Annotated in this window: 19 protein-coding genes; 11 read left to right on the forward strand and 8 right to left on the reverse strand. The window is 46.2% G+C overall.

Features of this window, described 5'->3' with window-relative positions; all coding sequences use genetic code 11:
• Nucleotides 1-90 precede the first annotated feature (90 nt).
• The 5 genes from MHB85_RS01015 (at nt 91) to MHB85_RS01035 (ending at nt 5,343) form a co-directional block, all read left to right on the forward strand.
• Entirely contained in the window at nt 91-732 is a 642-nt protein-coding gene (locus MHB85_RS01015; protein ID WP_192136212.1) for a polysaccharide deacetylase family protein, read from the forward strand.
• Between the two features lie 146 nt (nt 733-878).
• Nucleotides 879-2,132, forward strand: a complete 1,254-nt coding sequence (locus MHB85_RS01020) for a mechanosensitive ion channel family protein (protein WP_192136211.1) — start codon at nt 879-881, stop codon at nt 2,130-2,132.
• 315 nt (nt 2,133-2,447) lie between these two features.
• On the forward strand, nt 2,448-2,897 hold the full coding sequence (locus MHB85_RS01025; RefSeq protein WP_091012056.1) for a hypothetical protein: 450 nt from the start codon (nt 2,448-2,450) through the stop codon (nt 2,895-2,897).
• Nucleotides 2,898-3,078: 181 nt separating this feature from the next.
• Nucleotides 3,079-4,323 carry a macrolide family glycosyltransferase gene (locus MHB85_RS01030; RefSeq protein WP_192136210.1) on the forward strand — a complete coding sequence of 415 codons (1,245 nt, stop codon included), beginning with the start codon at nt 3,079-3,081 and terminating at the stop codon, nt 4,321-4,323.
• A gap of 165 nt (nt 4,324-4,488) precedes the next feature.
• Nucleotides 4,489-5,343: an aldo/keto reductase gene (locus MHB85_RS01035; RefSeq protein WP_192136209.1), complete on the forward strand. Its 855-nt coding sequence runs from the start codon at nt 4,489-4,491 to the stop codon at nt 5,341-5,343.
• Between the two features lie 107 nt (nt 5,344-5,450).
• Here MHB85_RS01035 and MHB85_RS01040 read toward each other — a convergent pair whose 3' ends face one another.
• Nucleotides 5,451-8,624 carry an alpha-mannosidase gene (locus MHB85_RS01040; RefSeq protein ID WP_192136208.1) on the reverse strand — a complete coding sequence of 1,058 codons (3,174 nt, stop codon included), beginning with the start codon at nt 8,622-8,624 and terminating at the stop codon, nt 5,451-5,453.
• Nucleotides 8,625-8,823: 199 nt separating this feature from the next.
• On the opposite strand from MHB85_RS01040, the gene MHB85_RS01045 reads away from it, so the two are divergent.
• Nucleotides 8,824-9,747, forward strand: a complete 924-nt coding sequence (locus tag MHB85_RS01045) for a helix-turn-helix transcriptional regulator (RefSeq protein ID WP_105602271.1) — start codon at nt 8,824-8,826, stop codon at nt 9,745-9,747.
• Between the two features lie 135 nt (nt 9,748-9,882).
• Here MHB85_RS01045 and MHB85_RS01050 read toward each other — a convergent pair whose 3' ends face one another.
• The 7 genes from MHB85_RS01050 to MHB85_RS01080 all read right to left on the reverse strand — a co-directional run bounded on the left by MHB85_RS01050 (nt 9,883) and on the right by MHB85_RS01080 (nt 17,846).
• A complete protein-coding gene (locus tag MHB85_RS01050) occupies nt 9,883-10,566 on the reverse strand; it encodes an ABC transporter ATP-binding protein (protein WP_105602269.1) in 684 nt (227 codons plus the stop codon).
• Nucleotides 10,566-11,687, reverse strand: a complete 1,122-nt coding sequence (locus MHB85_RS01055; RefSeq protein ID WP_192136207.1) for an ABC transporter permease — start codon at nt 11,685-11,687, stop codon at nt 10,566-10,568. The genes MHB85_RS01050 and MHB85_RS01055 overlap by 1 nt, the downstream gene beginning before the upstream one ends.
• Before the next feature lie 121 nt (nt 11,688-11,808).
• Nucleotides 11,809-12,375, reverse strand: a complete 567-nt coding sequence (locus MHB85_RS01060; RefSeq protein WP_192136206.1) for a TetR/AcrR family transcriptional regulator — start codon at nt 12,373-12,375, stop codon at nt 11,809-11,811.
• 249 nt (nt 12,376-12,624) lie between these two features.
• A complete protein-coding gene (gene pdxA / locus MHB85_RS01065) occupies nt 12,625-13,626 on the reverse strand; it encodes a 4-hydroxythreonine-4-phosphate dehydrogenase PdxA (protein WP_192136204.1) in 1,002 nt (333 codons plus the stop codon).
• Entirely contained in the window at nt 13,623-14,918 is a 1,296-nt protein-coding gene (locus MHB85_RS01070) for a four-carbon acid sugar kinase family protein (RefSeq protein ID WP_192136203.1), read from the reverse strand. The genes pdxA and MHB85_RS01070 overlap by 4 nt, the downstream gene beginning before the upstream one ends.
• A gap of 92 nt (nt 14,919-15,010) precedes the next feature.
• Nucleotides 15,011-15,997 (reverse strand): 2-keto-3-deoxygluconate permease, encoded by a 987-nt coding sequence (locus MHB85_RS01075; protein WP_105602261.1) that lies wholly within the window; start codon nt 15,995-15,997, stop codon nt 15,011-15,013.
• A gap of 166 nt (nt 15,998-16,163) precedes the next feature.
• The gene (locus MHB85_RS01080) at nt 16,164-17,846 is read right to left on the reverse strand and encodes a sigma-54-dependent transcriptional regulator (protein WP_192136202.1); all 1,683 of its coding nucleotides are present in this window, start codon (nt 17,844-17,846) and stop codon (nt 16,164-16,166) included.
• A 224-nt stretch (nt 17,847-18,070) separates the two neighbouring features.
• Here MHB85_RS01080 and MHB85_RS01085 point away from each other — a divergent pair, with 224 nt between their 5' ends.
• The 5 genes from MHB85_RS01085 (at nt 18,071) to MHB85_RS01105 (ending at nt 22,209) form a co-directional block, all read left to right on the forward strand.
• The gene (locus tag MHB85_RS01085) at nt 18,071-18,289 is read left to right on the forward strand and encodes a hypothetical protein (RefSeq protein WP_192136201.1); all 219 of its coding nucleotides are present in this window, start codon (nt 18,071-18,073) and stop codon (nt 18,287-18,289) included.
• A 225-nt stretch (nt 18,290-18,514) separates the two neighbouring features.
• Nucleotides 18,515-19,216 (forward strand): PspA/IM30 family protein, encoded by a 702-nt coding sequence (locus MHB85_RS01090; RefSeq protein ID WP_192136200.1) that lies wholly within the window; start codon nt 18,515-18,517, stop codon nt 19,214-19,216.
• A gap of 68 nt (nt 19,217-19,284) precedes the next feature.
• Entirely contained in the window at nt 19,285-20,316 is a 1,032-nt protein-coding gene (locus MHB85_RS01095; protein ID WP_036616300.1) for a hypothetical protein, read from the forward strand.
• A complete protein-coding gene (locus MHB85_RS01100; RefSeq protein ID WP_091012081.1) occupies nt 20,313-21,116 on the forward strand; it encodes a TPM domain-containing protein in 804 nt (267 codons plus the stop codon). Before MHB85_RS01095 ends, MHB85_RS01100 begins: the two co-directional genes overlap by 4 nt.
• Before the next feature lie 46 nt (nt 21,117-21,162).
• Nucleotides 21,163-22,209: an SPFH domain-containing protein gene (locus MHB85_RS01105; RefSeq protein WP_192136199.1), complete on the forward strand. Its 1,047-nt coding sequence runs from the start codon at nt 21,163-21,165 to the stop codon at nt 22,207-22,209.
• The last annotated feature ends 225 nt before the right edge of the window (nt 22,210-22,434 follow it).

Here is a 22,434-nt window from a genome sequence, read left to right on the forward strand (position 1 = left end):
AGGTGTGATCTCTGGACTAGACCGCGGCGTATAGACATGGAATAATAAGGGGGTATGTAGCCAGGCAGTTGCAGAGAGGGGTCATTATTTATGGTCAATATCGCGATGGTAGAGCAGGAGTCTGTTCGGGAAAAGGTTGTGGCGTTCACGTTTGATGATGGGCCGCATCCGGTGTATACACCTCAAGTACTTGAGATATTCCGTCGTGCCGGTGGGCAGGCGACGTTTTTCATGATTGGCCAAGAGATGGAGAACCACCCGGAGATTGCGGCGGAGGTATACCGTGAAGGGCATGAGATCGCAAACCATACATACACGCATCCGGACCTGACCAAGCTGACGCTGGAGGAAGCCGGGAAAGAGTTGCAACGCGCAGAACATCTTGTTCAAGAAGTTACGGGGCAACCTGCCCGCAGCTTCCGACCGCCGTATTTTGGCGTAAACGATGCTATACTGTCTCTGGCAGCGGAGCGTGGATATCGTACGATTGGTGCGGTCAACGGGGATGCGAGGGACTGGGACAATCCCGGCGTTGAGCACATTCTGGAGAATACTCGGTCTGCGGTGAAACCCGGCAGCGTGCTGATATTCCATGACGGGTACGGTGATCGTTCCCAGACGGTGGAGGCGGTTCGTGTGCTGGTGGAGGAACTGGTCACAGAAGGGTATCGATTGGTGACGGTGAGTGATTTGTTGGACATTTCTCGTGAGCAGGATGAAAAGATAACATAATCAAGTGGACCCATCATTCTTTGAATGACAGGGTCCTTTTTATATATAATTTATATAGGAAGAACGGAGCGAAAGCACAAACTTTGCTTGCCCTCTCAAACTACTTTATAATAATAGGCTAAACTAGATTATGTCAGGAGGAAACAATGGACTTTATCAAAAATCAACTAGAAGAACTCGGCATGAGTGGACCCTCCATTGGATACCTTTCAAACATCATTATGATTATTTTTATAGCAGTGATCTCGATATTGGCGAATGTGATTGCCAAGCGAGTGGTACTGAAGACGGTGCATCGTATTGTAAGTAACAACCGTTTCAAGTGGGGCCACATCGTGGTTCAGAAAAATTTATTTCAGAAGCTGTCGCATCTCGTGCCAGCCATTATAATCTATTATTCGGCTTATATTTTCTCGCCCTATCAGGCCATAATTGAAAAAGCAGCAATGACCTACATGATTGTCATCATGATCACGGTACTGAATGCTTTGCTTAATGTATTCGATGATATCTATCGTACCTATGAGGTGTCGAAGATTCGCCCAATCAAGAGTTACATTCAGGTAGCCAAGATCGTCCTGTACATTATCGGGGGTATTATCGTCATCTCCAGCCTGATTGGACAGAATCCGCTCATTATCCTCAGTGGACTTGGGGCATTATCGGCGGTATTAATGCTCGTGTTCAAAGACTCGATCCTGGGCCTCGTGGCGGGTGTACAGCTATCGTCCAACGATATGGTGCGCGTTGGTGACTGGATCGAGATGCCAAAGTATAATGCAGACGGGGACGTCATCGACATTACATTGAACACAGTGAAAGTGATGAATTTTGATAAAACGATTACGATGATTCCAAGCTATGCCCTCATCTCGGACTCGTTCCGTAACTGGAGAGGCATGCAGGTGTCCGGCGGCAGAAGGATTAAGCGGAGTATCTATATTGATATCAGCAGTATCCGTTTTTGTACGGAAGAGATGGTGGCTGAATTTGAGAAAATCCACTACCTGACTGATTATGTCACGGCAAAATTAAAGGAAATTCAAGCATACAACATGGAGCACGAGGTGAATACCGAAAGCAACGTGAACGGCAGACAGCTGACAAACGTCGGTGTATTCCGGGAATATATCCATCAATATTTGAGAAATCATCCGAAGATCAATAAAGATATGACGATGATTGTCAGACAATTGGCACCGGAAGATCGCGGACTACCTCTGGAAATCTATGCATTCAGCAATGATATCAACTGGGGTGTGTATGAGAACGTTCAGGCGGATATCTTTGACCATATCTTCGCAGTGGCGTCAACATTCGGACTGCGTGCCTTCCAGAATCCAACCGGACATGACATTGTGCAGCTGAAAGAGGATAAGCAATATGCGCGAGAGTATTAAGAAGATTTATCAAAATAGATGTGACGGCCACCATATTGGTGGTCGTTTTTGCGTTGAGATGTTCTTCCCATTCGGCCATTTATTTACGAGACGGACAGATTAAGTCCATGGGATAGGGTTCAATACAGATAACAAAGCAGATAGACTGTAAAAAAAAGTAGACAATACATATATTCTTCATTATATTATAATTAATTCCATATTTTGAAAGGGGTGATTTGGAGCTTTTTCTGATCAGGCGTGTCTATGAACGAGGGAAAAGCATGAAGTCTCTTCGGCGTGCTAACTTTTCAAAAGAAATGGAGGGAGAATGAAATGAAGAAAACATTGTATGCTGCTATTATGATGGCGCTTTTATCAGGATCGATTGTGGGTACGGCCTTGGCGGATAATTACGAGTCGAATGACACTTTGAGCACCGCGTATAAAATCCCAACGCAAACGGTAGCCACTCCCTACGGTCCGGCTTACTGGGGTGGAAGTGCTTGGTCTTATCTATCATCCCCGACAGATGTAGACTACTTTACATTCAGAGGGCATGGCAAATCTGTCGTGCTGGGTTCTCCTTCCGGCTATGATTACGATTTGTACGCCTATGACAGCGCTGGAAATTTGGTTGCTTCTTCTACGAATACGTCAGGAGCGGATACGGTTCTTGTCGACTACAATAATGTATATTTTAAAGTGGTAAGCAAAGATGGACGATACAGCGATACCGATGCTTACAGCGTAACCTTTTATAAAAGGGATGTCTGGGTGCCGTGACCAGCTCGTGAGAGTAAAATAACGTTAGGTATCGTAGACTTTAATGCTTCCGTCTCATGAATAGGAACTCTACCGCCTCAATGAGGTAGTAGAGTTTTATTTCTTTAAGCCAATGGTCTTGAAGAATGGGTTACCATATACCCACTTGAGTTCATTGGAAAATTTAATGGAGGTGAGTGCCGTGGCACGTGTATTAGTTGTGATGATCCCTGCAGAAGGCCATATCAATCCGTCGCTTGGATTAATCAAGGAGTTGATAGAGAGCGGAGATGAGGTCGTCTATTGTTGTACCGAAAAATACCGGACGAAGATTGAAGCGTTAGGCGCACAATTTAAAGCCTACTCCTTCAACGAGGCAACCCTGCTTAACAACCCTGGTATGAAGCCATTTGAACTCAAGCATCCTTACCAATTTTTATATATGATATTGGAAAAAATTATTCAACGGTTTATTCCAGATGTTCTGAATCTGATCGAACATGAAACCTACGATTATATCATTTTTGACTCCATAATAGGCTGGGGAGGACAAATTCTAGGTGAGAAGTTAGGTATACCAACGGTATGCTCAACCAGCACCTTTGTTTTTGTGGAGCCTCTTGGATCAGACAATCAACTGAAGGATGATACGGAGGAGGTCAAAGAGCTATATAACAGCATCGTGGAAGTGTCCCAGCAAATAGCTTCCCAGTTCGATGTGGCTGTACCTTCCCTAGCGGAACTTTTAGGGCATTCAGGACAATTGAAGATTGTGTATACAAGTCGTTATTTTCAACCCATGGGGGAGAAGCTGGATGACAGCTTTGTATTCACTGGCCCATCGATTATCCCCCGCAAGGATGCGCCAGGCTTTGCAAACGAGTCTCTGCATGCTCTTTACAAACAGGCAGTTTATATTTCGATGGGAACCATTTTAAATAAGGATATTGATTTTTATAAGCTTTGCTTTACGGCCTTTCGTAATTTGCCTGTGCAGTTTATATTATCTTCTGGGAAGGATACCGATATAGAGCCCATTGCTGATTTGATTCCTGACAATTTCATCATAAGACCCTATGTCCCTCAATTGGAAGTGTTGCAGTGTGTAGATGCTTTTCTGACACATGCAGGCATGAACAGTACCAGCGAAGCTTTGTATTACAATGTACCATTAATTATGCTTCCGTTAACATCGGATCAGCCGCGTGTAGCAGGCCGGGTACAGGAGTTGGGAGCAGGGGTCATCGTGGACAAAAATAACCTTACACCCGATGTGCTTAGAAACGCAGTATTAGAAGTGCTCGGTAATGCCTCCTACAAGGAGCATGCTGAGGTTATTGGGAAAACGTTACGCAATGCTGGCGGGTATAAGCAGGCTGCTATGGCCATTAAGAACTTTATAGGCAATCAACCGTTATCGGCCACGCCCATCTCTTCGTTTGAATGAAAAGGAGACCGTTCTTTATGAGAGCTAGAAGAGGAAGCCGTCACCCGACTAAAATGGAGTGATGGCTTCCAATTGATTCAAGCGCGTATGGAGGGGTAGATAAACGGAGAGGGGCATTATTTTTTCCATATTGTTCGTATACCTTTTGCAAAGGAGAGTCTTCAGATGAATCATCAAATTCCGGAATATACATTGAACGATGGCTTGAAAATGCCTGCAATTGGATTTGGTACCTATAGTTTAAAAGGTGAAGAAGGCGTTAAATCGATCGCGTCTGCCATGGATGCGGGTTATCGATTAATTGATACGGCGTATAACTATGAGAATGAGGCAACGGTAGGCAGAGCAATTAAACAAAGCTCCATCGCCAGAGAAGAACTGCTGATTTCATCGAAGCTGCCGGGGCGTTATCACGCTCAGGATAAAGCACTCGTGGCGATCCAGGAATCATTGTACAGAGCGGATCTGGACTATTACGACCTGTATCTGGTCCACTGGCCCAATCCGAAGAAGGACATGTATGTCGAGGCATGGCAAGCGCTGATCGAAGCCAAAAAACGTGGATATATCCGATCCATCGGCGTCAGCAACTTCCTGCCTGAGCACAATGAACGCCTGATCAAGGAAACGGGGATAGCGCCGAGTCTGAATCAGATTGAGCTACATCCGTTCTTTGACCAAGCCGACCAGCGGGAACAGGATGCAAAACATGGCATCGTGAATGAATCCTGGAGTCCGATTGGACGTGGCAATGATGCCGTACAGGATATTCTGAAGGATGAGAACATTCTTCGGATCGCGGAAACGTATGGCAAAACACCAACCCAGATCATTCTGCGCTGGCATTTTCAGCTGGGTTCCATTCCAATTCCGAAAGCTGGCTCCTTGCAGCATCAGCAGGAAAATATCAATATATTCGATTTTGAGTTGAGCACAGAAGAGATGCAGCTGATCTCTGCATTTAATCGTCCGGATGGACGGTTGTGGGATCAGGACCCAAGCGAGTACGAAGAGTTTTAAAGAACGACAAGTGAAGGGCTGCTCCCATGTCAGATATGACAGGAGGCAGCCCTTCCTTATTGAAGCAAAAAGCATTGTTGCATTTTTCCATGTTGCGGAATTTCTGTTTAGTGTCCCGCAGGAATCCGGAAAGTTAGAATCTCATACGGTTTGATATCAAAAGAAATCCGGCCATTTTCCACGGCGCATTCCGCTTCGTTGTTCTCGAGCAAATCACATGCGTATGCCGTAGCACCTGCTCCTTCAGGTAATTGCAGGGAAGCACGGCTGCGGCGGCCATGTGCTTCATAGAGACGGATGATCATATCATGGTTGTTCTCGGCTTTTTTGATAACCTCCAGCACGACATTATCCTGATCAACCGATGCGAGCGACCATGTTCCCGGCAACGTACCGGTTTGTGATGCAATATCACGGGCAACCAGCGGACGGTTGAGATCATAAGCAGCTTGGATGACACGTCCTTCACGGAAGTCGCCCTTATGCGGATAGAGCGCGTAGGTGAATACGTGCTGCTCTTTGTCAGCATTTTCATTTGGGTACGTTGCGCTCTTGATCAGCGACAATCGCATCACCGAGTTATGAATATCATATCCATACTTGCAGTCGTTCAGCAGTGCCGCACCGTACCCGTTCTCCGCCAGATCAGCCCACTTCTGTCCGCACACTTCGAACCTGGCTTGATCCCAGCTCGTATTCCGGTGGGTAGCACGCTCAACGTTGCCGTACTGAATTTCGTAGACCGCTTTCTCACTCCAAATGTCCAGCGGGAAGGCGGCTTTTAGCAGCAAATGCTCCTGTTTCCAATCCACAAACGTACGGAAATCAATTCGGCGTGTATGCGCGTAGAAGATGATCGTTTGTTCAACGACAGAGTCCAGGAACTGTCGCGTCACTTGCAACACGGAACGCACCGGCCCGCTTTCAACCCACTCCAGTGACTGCAGGTCGTTAATCTCCCACATATGCTGTTCATAATAGTCGTCAATGTTCCATGCCTCGTATTCCGCAGGTCGATCCTCGAACACTTGCAGCACATTACCACGCTTGCCAGACTGAAGCAGCTCACGCCCCTCCAGCTTGTCCCATACGGATATGAACTCGGCACTTTCATTCAGTTGAATATCGTACCAAGGTGTATGGATGTGGCGCTGATTGGCTTCCCACTGTGCAACCGATACGCCCGCAACAAGTTCATCTGTCAGATCCGGTGTGATTCGGAAGGATTTATACCCGGATGCAGGCACGTTCTCTGCAAGGAACACAAGTCCGCCTTCGGGAGTACGCTGGCTTGGTACAGGGCGATCTCCATCATGGACGGTCACTTTTCTCGCAAAAGCAGGCAGTTCAACAACGTCCGTCCGTACGAATCCGGTGGTGTTGAATACCACAATGGCTTCGCCATCAGATGTAATTCGGCTTGCAATGCCGTTCAGTGCGCTGTCTTTCAGCTCATCCGTGACACGCAGAACTTCTTCATATTGCTCTTTGGAATCCACATATACCTGCTCAATGGAGCTGCCTGGGAGAATATCATGGAACTGATTCAGCATCGTCAGCTTCCATGCATGCTCCAGTGCATCGGTTGGATAGGCCGCTTGGGCATTCGCCTGACGATGAATCATGGCATACAGCTCGGCATCGGCCAGTGCAAATTCACTATGACGGTTGTACCGTTTGTTGCGGGCCATGGAAGTGTAGGTACCGCGGTGATACTCCAGATACAGCTCACCCGACCAGCGGGGAACGGAAGGGACATCCGCCAGATTTTGCTCCAGCTTCTCGAAAAACTCACGTACAAAGGTACGTTTCACCGCAGGCACACCCGGCAATCCAACATCAAGTCGTCTGCCATGCTCCAGCATCTCTTCGGTTGGTCCTCCGCCGCCATCACCGAATCCGAAACATTGCAGAACATCTGAATTGATGTTTTTGTTCTGGTATCGCTGCCACGTGCCTTTGACTTGAGAGGCGTTGAATCGTCCATTATAAGTCGTCTCGAAGCGACGTTGTCTGAAATCAGGATGCTTGTCATAGTCTGTCGCTGTGATGAAATGGGTTAGAACTTCAGAGCCGTCAATACCTCTCCAGTACATCGTGTCATTCGGAATCTGGTTCGTATCATTCCAGGCAATTTTGGTGGTCATAAAATAATCAATGCCACTCTTGCGCATAATCTGCGGCATCGCTGCACTATAACCAAATACATCCGGCAACCAGAGCACACGGTTCTCTACGCCGAACTCATCCTTGAAGAAACGTTTCCCGTATATAATCTGACGGATCATGGATTCGCCGGAGATCAGGTTACAATCGGCTTCCAGCCACATCGAACCTTCCGCTTCCCAGCGGCCTTCGGCTACCTTTTCCTTGATTTTTTCATAGAGAGACGGGTAGTCTGCTTTCAGGTACGCATACAGCTGGGGCTGAGAGGACATGAACGTGTATTCTGGAAACTTGTCCATCAGATACAATACACTCGCGAAGCTGCGAATGACCTTCTCTCGAGTCTGATCCAATGTCCATAGCCATGCTACATCAATATGCGTGTGTCCGATACAGTGCACGGTAGGGATGTGATCACCAGCAGGGCGGACATCACCATAGACATGATCTTGCAGATATTGGCGCGCTTCAGGTACTGACGCATGGAATTCTGCGCTGTTCTCCTGACGCAAATCCAGCAGATTCACGGCTTTATTCAGATGTTCGACCAAATTCAGCCGCTCCAGATCATCCTCACGTAGCAGATCCGCAGCATCGAGCGCAGCCTTAAGATCGTAATATAGATCTGTGACAGGCTGATGATGCTCAGCTACATAGACATTGAGAAAGACATCGGCCGCCGAAGTACTACAGTACGCATATAAAGCCAGTTCGAATTCTTCCCCTTTTGCCGCAGCAGGTGTCAGGTCAATTTCCGTATGGTTCACATCCAGACCGCAGATCAATTCTCCATTGATGAATGCCAGGAATTGTGGATTATCATAGTTCCAGATATCATCCGCACCGGTGACAATGGTACATACGACTTTTTTTCCTTCCATATGATCCGGGATGCGAATCCGGGTTTTGAAGCAGCTGTGTACATCTTTACCGCCCCAGCCATCACCCTTACGAAATACGTTCCAGGAGGAAGGGTCCTCATGCACCAGCTCCCAGGAGTGGTAACCACTTTCTTTATGATAAAGCTCCGGTATATATGTTTTTGAGGTCAGTCGTGCACGTTCCAAGTGTTTAACTATGGTATGGATCCGAGTATACAAGGAATTCATTTTCATGTTGGTTTCCCACCTTGGTTTGTAGTAAGTACAGGCTGTAGTCGTCGTTGGAGCAAGTATACTGCAAGCGCTAACATATCAACTCTATCATAACAAAGGGGAAAGGGAGCAAACTACGTAATGTATGCTGAAAAAGACGTCTTTTTATTGCATTTCATGCTAAAATAAAATCATTAGTATCGGGATAGGAGGCATGTCCATGACAACATCCGTTTTGACATACGAGCAGGGATATGTAATCCATGTCAATCAGCCTGGAGACGAACTCTTTTATCATCTGGACTATGACGAGCGTTCTCATGACCTGAATATGGAGTTTCAGCACTTTCATGATTTTTATGAAGTCTGTATTCTTCTGGATCGTACGGCTGCGCATATTATTGAAGGCAGTTTATATGAGATTCAGCCATTGGATATCGTGCTGCTGCGACCTTCTTTGCTGCATAAGACGCAGTATCCGAAAGGTACACCGCCGAAACGGTTGATGATTAATTTTGCGATGCCTCGCCATATGCCAGGACTTGAGAACGGTTACAATGAACTATTCTCCATTTTTGATGAAGAGGTTCCGATTTTCCGCTTCCCGGAAGAACGGCGCAAAGAAATCCTCGCGCCCATCAATGATATTTTTGCCATATCCCAGCAGCGATCTACGCTTCAACCGGTTGTGATCCATCATAAATTTGTAGAATTTCTATGTGCAATTCATCGTTACGCGGCAGAGAACGGGTATGTGCGAGAAGAGACAGGATCATCGATGTCCCGGCGCATGTATGCCATTGCATCCTATATTCACAGCCACTATCAGCAGGATTTATCTTTGGACGAGGTGTCCAGGCGGTTTTATGTAAGTGCCCACCACTTGTCCCGCCAATTCAACAGGGTCACTGGTTTTACCTTCACGGAGTATGTGCAGATGACCCGTATTCGAAATGCCCAGCAATTGCTGCTGAATTCGAGTGAAAAAATTACGGACATTGCTGCACAGTGCGGGTTCTCCAGCTTTTCCCAGTTCAATCGCATCTTCAACAAACAGAGCGGTATGTCACCAAGTGCCTATCGACGGAGCAGACCATCGCAGAGCAAACATGAAATGATGCTTGTGGGTGAAAGACCCGAGTGACGTTAGCGCCTAGCGTGAGATAATAAGCGGAGTGATGGACAGGCTTAAATTGCTAGTTAACGGGCTATTTTTCTGGACAGGAGATTTTTATGAAAATAATAGCTAAGACATGGTATAGGGTTGGGTCCATCTATTTTATGATTTAGCTAGGGACAAACCGCCATCATACATCCGATATACTTTGTCACAATATTCAAGCATGCGCTCATCATGGGTAACCATAATGGCCGCTTTTTGGCGTGATTTCACTTCTTGCGCGATTAGACTAACCACTTCATGGGCTCGTTTGGTGTCCAAACTGGCGGTTGGTTCATCGGCCAAGATGATGTTGGGATTATTCATTAAAGAACGCGCAATGGCTGTCCGTTGTTTCTCACCACCGGATAACTCTTCGGGAAAGCTTTTTAACTTCGAACCCAGCCCCAGTTCTTCCAGCAGCTTGGTGGCAAATGCCTTATCCTCTTTTTTGACCGTTCCCGCCATTCTTTTTACAACTAGCAGTTGATCGAGAACATTTAGATAGGGAACTAGATTGGAAGATTGCATAATAAATCCAACTTCTTGCAGCCGTATATTAGATAGCTCTTTCTCCGTAAGCTTCGAAATATGATTTCCGTTTAGTTGAATATCTCCTTCGGAGGCTTTCAGCATAGCCCCAGCAATAGACAAGAATGTACTTTTACCAGAACCAGAAGGTCCAACGACAGCAACAAACTCCCCCGGTTCCACGGATATGGATACATGATCGAGCGCGGTGATCCGATTATTTCCTTCGGCATAATACATGGTGACTTCCCGCATGTGCAATCCCTTACTCATTATTCAACCCTCCCGAGCGCTTTAAGCGGATCAATCTTCGTAATTTTGCGAACAGATACCAGTGAACTTAACATAGCGATAACCAGCAAGATAATAGAATAATTGAAGACAAGACTGGTTTCCAGCTTAAATGGCATTCCTTTTGGCATAATTGCTGCTGTCCCATAAGTCAGCAAGATTCCAACAACAATGCTAGTCAGCGAAAGTACAAACACTTGCGAGATAATGGCTTTTCCCAAGAAACGGTTGCTGGCACCGATCGCTTTCATAATGCCGAACTGGTTGGTCTTTTGCATCGTAATGACATAGAAGAATACCCCGAGTACAAATGCAGAGATCGCGAGCAGAAATGCAAGCATCATCAGAATCGTTCCGTTCTCTTCTTTGTATCCTGGCATGCCTTGCACAGCTTCCGACCGGGTAACTGTATCCGTACTGGATAACTCTTTATTTATCGCTGCTGGATCAATATTTTCGCCTTGTAACATGATCGCATTAACCGGTCCGGCAATTCCTTTATCTGAACCTGGAGCCGCAAAGGCAATCTTCCGCCATTCAGCCATCGGGGTAAATACGGATGCAACGTGGTTATAGGTCTGATTCTCCACAAATCCGATAATGGTCAATGATTCCGTCGTGCCATCCAGTTGAAAGGTGTCCCCGATATTATAGCCCTCATCTTTTAGGGTCGAATTCACAACCACCCCGGTGGGATTTTCGGAAGACAGGTTTTCACCTTCTACAATAGCTGGTTCCAGGAAGCTTCCTGGGTTAATTCCTATAATCGCTATATCGACTTTATCTTCATTCTTGGTACTCGTCTCTTTCATTGCTGTTGCCATCGTACTTCCCATAGGTGATGCAGCATCCACATTAGGAAGTTGTTCCGCCTTTGCCACCAGTTGATCTGACAGCAGTGACTTGCTCATGGAAGACTGAGCCCCTTCTTCAAAGATGACATAATCAGCTTTCATGGTCTTGAATGTTGATGCGGCTAGCGTGGACAATCCATTCCCCAGACCGGATAAAATAAATACCAACCAAGCCATTAGTACGAAGATAATGATAATCATCAAAAACTTCATTTTACTATGCATTAACTCCTTCATCGCTAAAAACATGATCTGTTCAACTCCTTCTCTCTTTTTTTGACACATGTGTCAAATTAGATGCGCGGCCACGCTGTCTTCATTATTAAACGACATAAATGACACTTGTGTCAAATTGAATCCAAGAACAAAGTTAGCTCTTGGCTCCTCCGATCCACATTTGGAACAACAGCTTTCCCCAATCAGGCGTAGGGATATTCATCATGTTAGGCGTATTAATTAAGTTGAAGAATACACCAACAAGTACAGGTAGAGGGATATCTTGCCGGAGGGCCTGATCCTGCTGTGCGCGTTCAAATAAACGTGATAATTGAATTTTCAGGGTCTGATGTGCTTCCTCAATAAATTCAAGATCTCTTGCTGCCGCAGCAGAATTAGTCGTATTAATTTTGCTGGCATCTCCCAGAAGTTGATGGAGCGTCGATTCTTCTGCGTAGATCAGAAGCAGTTGCTCAAGAGCATCCATGGGATCAGTCTCATCAACGGCTAATGAATTCTCCAACACGGTTGCTATTACACGCTTCATACAAGCAGCAACAATCTCTTCTTTATTGGCGTAATATTGATATATCGTGCTTCGGGCTCCGGAGAGATGCTGTGAGAGCAGCTTGAGATGAAAACCGTCGTAGCCATGCTCGAGAATTAATTTTTTTGTCGTATCCAGCAGCTCTGTTTCAGTAAAAGATTGTTTTCTTCCCATTGAATCTCTTCCTTTTTCTCATTTAAAGTCTCTTGTTTATTATGATCAGTTTAGCATATGTTTGATGGCCATAATACCAACCAAGACGATTGGTCTGAATAAATGGGTGGACGATATACAAAAAGGCAAATCCTTGAACTTGCAAGGATTTGCCTTTTTCTTTCTATTCATCGAATATCGACGATATACCGATACATCTGCAATTGATCTTACGATCAGACTTACGCATGTACCGGATGAATCTTGGTGTTATCCCTGATCCTTCGGTGCCAGCTCAATGGCGGAGCGGATGGCAGCCAGCATGCTTTTGTCATCGGCGATGTTCTTACCTGCGATGTCGAAGGCTGTACCGTGGTCAACCGACGTACGAATGATGCCGCCCTTCAGACCAACAGTGATGTTCACGCCTTCCTCGATGCCCATTACCTTAATTGGCGCATGGCCTTGGTCGTGGTAGCAGGCTACCACAATATCGAAGTCTCCGCGGCCAGCGCGGAAGAAGAGTGTGTCCGCCGGGAGTGGACCAACGACGTTAATGCCTTCCTGCTGCGCACGCTCAATGCCGGGCTGCAGTTTTTCTTCTTCTTCCCCGTTGCCGAATAGTCCGTTCTCTCCGGCATGAGGATTGATTCCGCATACGGCTACGCGCGGATTCTCAAAGCCTGCTTTTTTCAGCGTATCATGGGCAAGCTTCACAACGGTGTAGGTTCTTTCCGGGTTGATACTCGCGATGGCATCAATCAGACCCATGTGTGTCGTCAGGTGAATGACTCTCAGATTAGGCGTTGTCAGCATCATCGAGAAGTCCTGTGTATCCGTCAGGTCCGCCAGAATTTCGGTGTGTCCTGGATACAGGTGCCCCCCTTGATGCAAGGCTTCTTTGTTCAAAGGTGCTGTGCAGATGGAGTGAATCTGGTGTTTTTTGGCGAGATCAATGGCTTTGGCGAGAAACTGGAATGCTGCATCCCCAGCCACGGCAGATACTTTGCCGTATTCCAAGTCCGCAGGGACAAGGTTCAAATCAATCACATCTACAGTACCGAATTCATACTTGGCTTCGGAAGGCTCTTGAATCGCGTTAACGTTCAGACTTGAGCCGATGATCGGCAGTACGCGCTCCAGAATCTTCGCATCACCGATCACGAGTGGATTGCACTGATCATACATCTCTTGATGACCCAGTGCTTTCATAATAATCTCCGGTCCAATACCTGCTGCGTCGCCCATCGTAATTCCTATTGTAGGTTTCATACAAGAATACCTCCTTTTAATTTTTGAATCGCATGGATAAAGACATCTGGTTTGCCGAATCCGCCTGCTTTGGTAATCACATGCAGATCATCAATGCCTATAAACTTGGAAATCGGCACGCCGATCTCAAGCTCATCCAGCAGCTCGAAGCCGCTAATATTCCATTTCAAACAGATTTGTTTTGCCGTATCGCCGCCAGTCATGGATACCCCTTTGAAAAGTCCCTCTTCCAGCAGTCTGGCACAGATTTCACCCATCGCGAGTACGATTTCATTGCTGACTTCGGTGTGATTAAGCCCCCGAATTTCGCCTGTTGCACGGGCCAGTTCGATATCAATCTGTTCAGCGGTGGAGTAAAGAACAACATCTTGTCCTTCCAGCGCTTTGTTTCGGACCTCGTTATAGACACGTTCCATCTCTTCTGCACGGTCTGCGGTCGCGGATACCGCTTTGAAGGAGTGGAAGGAGACAGAAGCTACACGGGATTTGCGCAGCAAGCGACTCAACTGCTCGCGCGAATTTTTGTTTACACTGCCCACCACCGTCAGGATTGGACCCGGATTCTCGGGTATGGTTAGCGCGGTAGACTTGGATTCAAGTGCAAAGTGAGCAGGGAGGTAGTTGGCAATACCCGCTGAGCCTGCCCAGGCAAATGTATAATCCAACTCACGAGTTATCTGCAGAATCAGTTCCAGATGGCTTTCCTCGGTAGAGTCCACCATCACGTAAGGAGTATTGTTTTCCTTCAACTGCTCCAGCTTAGCACAAAGATGATGCTGCCCGGCTTCCAGATCGGCGACGGTGATCTCGCCAACTTCGTACTTGGTTTGTAGTTTCAATAAGTCCGGAAGGTAGGAAATCGTTACAGGTGTCTTCGGATCATGGGCAATTTCAGTATCTGCCAGCGGAACGCCGTTCAGGTAATGAATGCCGTCCAGAATAGTCCGGTTATTTTTCGGATATCCTGGAGCAATCATCATAAAATCAGGCTTAACTACATCATATACAGCATCAATCTCGATGCCGATATTGCCGCGCATGGTGGAGTCCATTTTTTTGAAAATCGTCTCAAATCCGTTGTTCGTCAGCAACTCAGCAGCCCGATATACACGGTCATATGCTTCCTGAGGGGATATGGAACGACTATCTGTATCAAAGACGACAGCATCGTAATGTGTAAGAGGTTCTTCATTCATATTAAAAAGAACACTGGTCTTCAAGCCATGACGGGCAAGCTGCACCCCGCTGTCATTGGCACCGGTCAAATCATCTGCAATAATAGCTAATTTCATGCAGTCATCCCTCCTTGTAAGCAAAATTTCATAATAAGTCCGTCAGATCATCAATTGTACAGATTAAGCATATCGGATCAGGTGATAACCATTTATGTGGTTGGTCGTTGATTGTATTTCTCGACGCCACCTGATTTCTCCAGTCGTTTGGAGAGGAAACCGATGAAGATCGGTAACAGGATAGCTGTCGTTACAACGCTCGCCGCAATTTGCACAGTGGCAATCTCCGCAATCGGGCCAAATGAAGCATTGGCAGCCACGATGGCAGCGGGTGTACCTACCGCATTCCCGGCTGTTGAACCTTCGGAAGCACCAACGATCGGGTTCCAGCCAATGGCTTTGAACACCAGATATCCGATTCCGCCTGTGAGAAGCACGGTCAGAACACCGAGGAGAATGCCACCTAGTCCGCCTTGAATGATGGATGAGAAATTGATTCCCATACCCAGGGAGAATGCAAAGAACGGAACAAGTTTGTCACTGCCTTTGTACAGCCAATCCCCCAGATTACGGTCCAGATTACCAATAATGACACCAACGATGAGCGGAAGCAATACAGCAACGAATGCCATCGGTGAGAACATGCCGTTCGCAAAGCCCATTGCACCAAAGATCGAGAGCGCTACCATGGTCAGGAACGGACCATCGCTAAGCGCGAGGAACGGGTAAGCTGCCTTGTCATCTTCTTTACCGTATTGACCAGCGAGTGCGATGTACAGACCACCGTTAGAGTTGGTCATCGCAGCGATAATGGCAAGTGGTGCCAGACCCAGGAATAAACCGCTTGAATCCGCAAACAAAATAGCGATAAAACCAAGGCCTGCACCAATCACCCATTTGAACGTAAGCAAGGTTAAACCTTTGCCGACAGATGAACCTGCCGTTTTGAACGTAATCTGTGTACCCGCAATTAACAGGAACAGCGCAATCAACGTACTGGCACTGTTAACGAAGAGGGCTTCCGTGAATCCGCCAATGCGCAGGGCATTTGGGAAAAATGTATTAATGGTTGCACCAAGTAACAGGGGAACGACCATCATACCGCCAGGGATGCGATCTAAAGTTGCTTTAATGTTCATAGTAGTAGCTCCTTATGAAGTAATCGTTTTTATGAAGCGCTTGCAGGGATTATATTATCCCATAATGTTTAATATAGCAACAATAAATTATTGTAAATTTTAAATAAGTAATAAAGTGTTTAAAAATGCAACACAACAAGACGATAAAAAAGACGCAAACTTAAAGTTAATCTTTAAGTTTACGCCATAATGTGGCCCGGTTAATCCCCAGGCGCTCTGCCGCCTTTGATTGATTGTTGTTTTCCTCCTGAAGCACAATCTGAATAACTTCTTTTTCGATCTCCTTCAGGGTGCCGTTCAACTTCATTGGGCTAGAAGAAGGTTGCTGATCGAGCAAGCGGGATAAGGTAGCCGTGGTGATTATATATTCCTGTTCATTAAGCGCAGCCTGCTTAATCAGATGTTTCAACTGGTTAACATTCATATGTGTGATCTGTTCTTGGATTAGCTGTAGTGCATCTTCTTTTATTCTCACCGCAGTAGTTCCGTATTTGTGGTAGTACCCCGTAAGGAAATGCTGCATCAGTGGAGCCAGATCTTCTGGTCTATCCGCAAGATTTGGCATCATGATTGTATTAAGCTCCAGATCGAGTGACCAATGTGGGTTCAATGCCTGCTCCCCGAGTATAAACACCCCAATCCGGTTATGAAGGCAGCTCTGGATAAAGGAGAGCAACTCCGGATCTTCCATACGTGTTTCCATGTGGTTAATTTCTATATTTCTAACTTTGGCGAGTGGTATCTTGTGCAAATGACCAGGCGGAACTTGCGAGAGATCGATCTGTAATAACAGTCCGCCGGCAGAGTACATCTGATGAATATGTTTGACCAGAAAAGATTTACCGGAATCCGCTTCACCTAGCAGATAGATCGGTTCATGATTCTCGTAAAGTGCCCGAATGTTCTTTAATACCGCCTTCATGGCAGGGGATTCGGCAACGATAGGCTCCATCGATGCGTCCGTGAACGTTGTTATGCCGAATTGTGCAAAGGCATAGGGTTGTCCTTTTTCCAGCATGTATACCTTGTAGTTCTTGTTGTCCAGGGCCGTTTCATAGGCGTTAACCGTGAGCTGGTAATCGTCCACCATGAACACATTTTGGACCTGGGATTGGTGGAATTCCAGACTCGTGTTAGTCAGATACATGTGATTATCGGTCAGTGGATTTTTCTCGAAATCAGTCAGGTTCTCGAATACGACTTCATTCCGTTCATTTAAAATAAGCAAATTCGGATGTTCCCGTGTAACCAGGTCATTCAGTATGATCGATATCGCATGATTTTTGCTCAAATAACGGTAGACCAGCTGCGCATCTTCCATCGCTCTAAGGATGGATTCCTGACCGGATTGGATTAACAATCCCTCCAGACCATAAGTCTTCGCAGTGTTGACGGTGATCACATCTCCGACAATCTGGCGGTAACCGGAAGCTTTCAGCTCCAAGAGCAACCGTGCCACATCTTCCGAGCTATGTATGGTATAGACCTTGAGAGGCAGATCCATCAGATCAATAATCGATTGTGCACCAGAGGTGATGTTGGAGAAACCAACAATCGCTGTTTGGCCGTTAAACTGGCTTGCCAGGGTAAGTGAACGAATCATATCATAACCCGATAACTGCACATCAATGACGGGAATGGTCACTGCTTTTTTAATGAGTTGGGCGGTTCCGCCGCGGCTGATGATAATCTCTGCACCGTTTTTCTCAGCTTGAGTTGCTAATTCCACACCTTTTGCCAAGTCGCCCACGTCCGTCTGAATGGTTAACTGGGGAAAGCGGGGAATACACTCTTGTATAATAGGAATCATCGATTCATAGGGAGCAATAAAGTGAACTCGTGTACGCATATTTTTCCTGCCTTTATAGAAAACTTTGATCCCCTTATTATAGCCAACTTGTGAAGGAATGGCACCTATGGGGGGAATCAACACGGCTACATCTGAAAAATGGCTATGGGTATGGCTTAAATCACCGAGTGGAATGTGATGAAGTGCACTGAATCGAATCCTTGACTATTTCAAAATTAATGGATCATTGCACACGCTAATTATAGAGAAATGAGGAGTTTTATATGGGAGACATTCATAAAGTAGCTGAGCCAGATCACATCATTAAGGATGTTGTCGGAAAGTTCCCTTGCAGGGTGCTATGGAGTGAGGGCCGTCCATGTCTGGAATATCAACGGGAAGAAGAGTTAACCCAGATCGAAGAATACATTCGCACAGTGTACAATGTTGAGCTGTTGGATGTGTTTTTCACCGCGGTGGAGAGCCTTCCGGTTGAGCCATAGATTAGGTTGGGATGATGATTCGGGCAAAGGGTTAGTACTTAAGTTTTTTGTGTTTATACAGGGTTATAAGGCGACACTATAGGTGTTCGTCTTTTCTTTTATTACTCCATTACTATCTGACTTTGGATCGTATGGACACCAGTTGCAATCGTGAAATGTGAAACGTATGTGGGCGTATTCATGTATTATAGTATACATATGAACTTTTCGGAGGAGGAACACGTAATGGGAATCTTATCGAGGTTTAGAGACGTGATGAAGGCCAATGTGAACCACATGCTGTCGCGGGCGGAAGACCCGGAGAAGAGCGTGAATGAGTATATGCGCAACCTGAGCAGTGATCTGGGTCAGGTGAAGGCCGAGACGACGGCGGTGTTGTCGGACGAGAGCCGGGCGAAGCGAGCACTGGATGAGTGCAGCGCCGAGGTCAAGAAGTTACAGCGGTACGCAGAGAAATCGGCGGAGTCGGGAGACGAAGACAAGGCACGTAATTTTCTGGAGAAGAAAGTGAAGCTGGCTGACAAATTGAAAGAATTACAGGCTGCCTATGAACGGGCTTCAGCCAAAGCCAAGATGATGAAGCATATGAATGATAAATTGGTTGCAGATCTGGGACAACTGGAAGCACGGCATGCAGAGCTGAAAGGTCGCATGGCAGATGCGAAGGCGCAGCAACAGGCCAATGAACGGAATGCATCTACGGGCAGAGCTGATGCTGCATTGAAGGCCATGGAAGACAAGGCGAACCAGGCGTTAAATGAAGCAGAGGCTTTGGCAGAACTCCGCGCTGGGGCACAGGAAGATGATTTGGACGAATTAATTGCCCAGTTGGAGAGGGACATGAACGCAGATGCGGGTAATAATGAGAATGCGTCGCCAAGTGCAGAGGAAGAACTCGCAGCGATTCAGGAGAAGTTGAAGAAGTGAGTTTAACTTGCACACTACAACGTAGAGGACAGAAAAGAATCATATTTCGTTAACATTGAGGTGAGCAGATGCCGGTTATTGAATATAAATGTCCAAACTGCGGCAGTGGCATGATCTTTGACAGTGTGTCAGGTGCATTATCCTGTCCCAGCTGCGGTCGCCAGGACAACATAGAGCAGATCCCCGATCCCTTGAAGAGACAAGTATTCACCGAAAATGAGGTCAAAGAATACCACTGTAACAGTTGCGGAGCTGACATTGTCACGGAGCCGGAGACCAGTGCGACGACATGCAGTTTCTGCGGTGCAGCGGTTGTACTCAGTGATCGGCTGACGGGCAATCTGGCCCCCGCGATGGTGATTCCCTTTTCGATCAACAAGGATCAAGCCAAACAGGCTTTCAAAAAGTGGTGCAAAAATGGCCTCTTAACGCCAAGTGGTTTCATGTCCGCCGATCGGATTCAGAGCATTACCGGCATGTACGTACCGTTCTGGTTGTATGAGCTACATAACAAGATCGAAGTGCATGGCCGTGGCACCAAGGTCAGATCCTACACCCAGGGTGACTACCATTACACGGAAACACAGCATTTCGATATATACCGCCGGATTCGGCTGAATTACGTGAATCTGCCCATCGATGCATCGGAGAAAATGAAGGATGAACTGATGGATAAGCTGGAGCCTTTTCCATATAACCAGCTGAAATTGTTCAAGACCCCGTATCTGGCGGGGTACATTGCGGAAAAATACAGTTATACAGATGAGGAACTTTTTCCACGGGCCAAGGATAAAACGAGGTCTTACATTGATTCTTATATTGCATCAACTGTATCCGGATATACCAGCGTGAGCTACACGGACAAACAGATTGATACCACGCTCAAAAATGCAGACTATGTGCTGCTCCCGGTGTGGATGGTCAACTATGACTACAATCGGGCACAGTATACCTTTGCCATGAATGGTCAGACAGGGAAAGTGGTCGGCAAACCGCCGATCAGCAAAGCCAAAGTCGCCGGATGGTTCGCAGGAGTATCTGCCGTCTCGTTGCTGTCACTGAAGCTGGTCTCCTGGATGATGGGAGGTGGATTCTTATGAGAAAAAGAACTCCTCTGGTCGTCGTGATGGCTACGCTCATTTTACTTATGATCACCCTTGTTGCTCCGTTGATTCCCATGTCTTCGGCATCCGCAGCGGAGAACAAAAATCTCATCTACGATGAAGCCAACCTGCTGAGTGAGCAGGATAAAGTTGAGCTGAATGCACTTGCGAATCAGTATGGCGCGGAACGGCAGACGGACTTTGTTATTTTGACAACAAATAATGCTGAGAATCAGGATATCGTGCTCTTAACTGAAGATTTTTATGATAAGCAGGAGCTAGGGTACGACAAGAAATTTGGCAATGCTGTCATTTTAACGATGGATATGAATAATCGAGAAGTGTATCTGGCGGGATTTTATAAGGCAAAAGAATACCTGAGTGATCAGCGACTGGATTCTATCCGTAACCGGATTACCTCTGAGTTATCCAGTGGGGACTATAAACTCGCATTTGAGAAATATATTGAGCTCTCTTACAAATATATGGGGTACGAACCGGGTGTGAATCCGAACAATATTTTGTTCAACGGCTGGTTTCAGTTGGGAGTATCGGTAGTACTGGGCGGTATTGTTGTTGGCATGATGACCTATCGTTCCGGGGGGCGTGTCACGGTCAATCGTGCGACTTATGAGGATTCAAGTAATTCCAGTGTAATTGATCGGCAGGATCGTTATATCCGTACGACCGTAACCAAGCGCAAAATTGAGAAGAACAATAACAATGGAGGCGGAGGCGGCGGTGGAGGTACATCGCGAGGCGGTCATTCACACAGTGGGAGTAGAGGGTCGTTTTAATAAAAAAATAATCGGAGTACGTTAAATAGAAGGGATGGGAACGAATATGGGATTTTTCAAAAATCAATTTTCGAATGTGGTGGAATGGGAAGAGTTCAGAGATGACATGATATTTTGGAAATGGAGCAACCGGGAGATCAAGAAGGGGAGTAAACTTATCATCCGTTCGGGTCAGGACGCCATTTTCCTGAATAACGGTAAAGTGGAAGGGATTTTCGAGGACGAAGGATCATTTAATATCGATTCCGAGATCATTCCATTCCTTTCTACATTAAAAGGATTCAAATTCGGATTCAACAGCGGCATGCGAGTCGAAGTATTGTTTGTAAATACCAAAGAGTTCACCGTGCGCTGGGGCACACAAAGTCCGGTGTTGATTCCAACACCACAACTCTCGGGCGGGATGCCGATTCGGGCCAACGGTACATTTAATTTTAAAGTAAGTGACTATGTGACCCTGATTGATAAGATTGCAGGCATCAAGCAGAGTTATCTGGTGGAGGATGTCAAAATCCGAATCACTTCCGTGCTGGATCAGCTTCTAATGAAGTGGATTAGCCGCGAAGGGAAGGATATGTTCAACCTGCAGGCCAATGCATCGGATATTGCCAAGGGGATTCAGGAAGATCTGGATATGCAGATGATGGACATCGGAATTGGGATTACCGGTTTCCAAGTGATGAGCTTCAACTATCCAAAAGAGATTCAGGATATGATTACAAAGACCGCTTCGCACGAGATGATTGGTAATCTGCAAAAGTATCAGCAGGTCAGCATGACAGACGGCATCTCATCTGGTAAAGTACAGGGCGGCGGCGCAGCTTCGGATATGGCGGGCATGATGATGGGTATGAACATGGCCAATGAAATGATGAAAAACATGAACCAGAACCAAGGCCAAAACCAGAACAACAACAATGCCAATTCGTCTCAGAATCAGAATGCCGACCAGAAACCAGCGGGCAATAGCAACGGTGATTCAACTTCATCTTCATCAACAGAAGGCAACAAGAAGCCAAACTTCTGCCCGAACTGTGGAGCCAAAAATGAAGGAGCCAACTTCTGTCCGAACTGTGGTCAAAAGCTAGGCTAATAAAATAAATACATGTAGGGTTAGGTCCGTAGGAAGTAAAGTTACTGCGGAGCTAGCCCTTTTTTGTTTGGAATCATAGTTATAGCAACAGGGTTAAGAGCAGGGAGGTAGTTCATTTATTTTAGTTTTGATAAAACAGTTGACAACCAATTACAAATCATTTATCTTTAACTTAAGATATTTAATTTGAATATAAAAACAACAACAAACAAATATCTTTAATCC

The sequence above is a fragment of the Paenibacillus sp. FSL K6-4396 genome (assembly GCF_038002525.1).
Classification (GTDB): Bacteria; Bacillota; Bacilli; order Paenibacillales; family Paenibacillaceae; genus Paenibacillus; species Paenibacillus amylolyticus_B.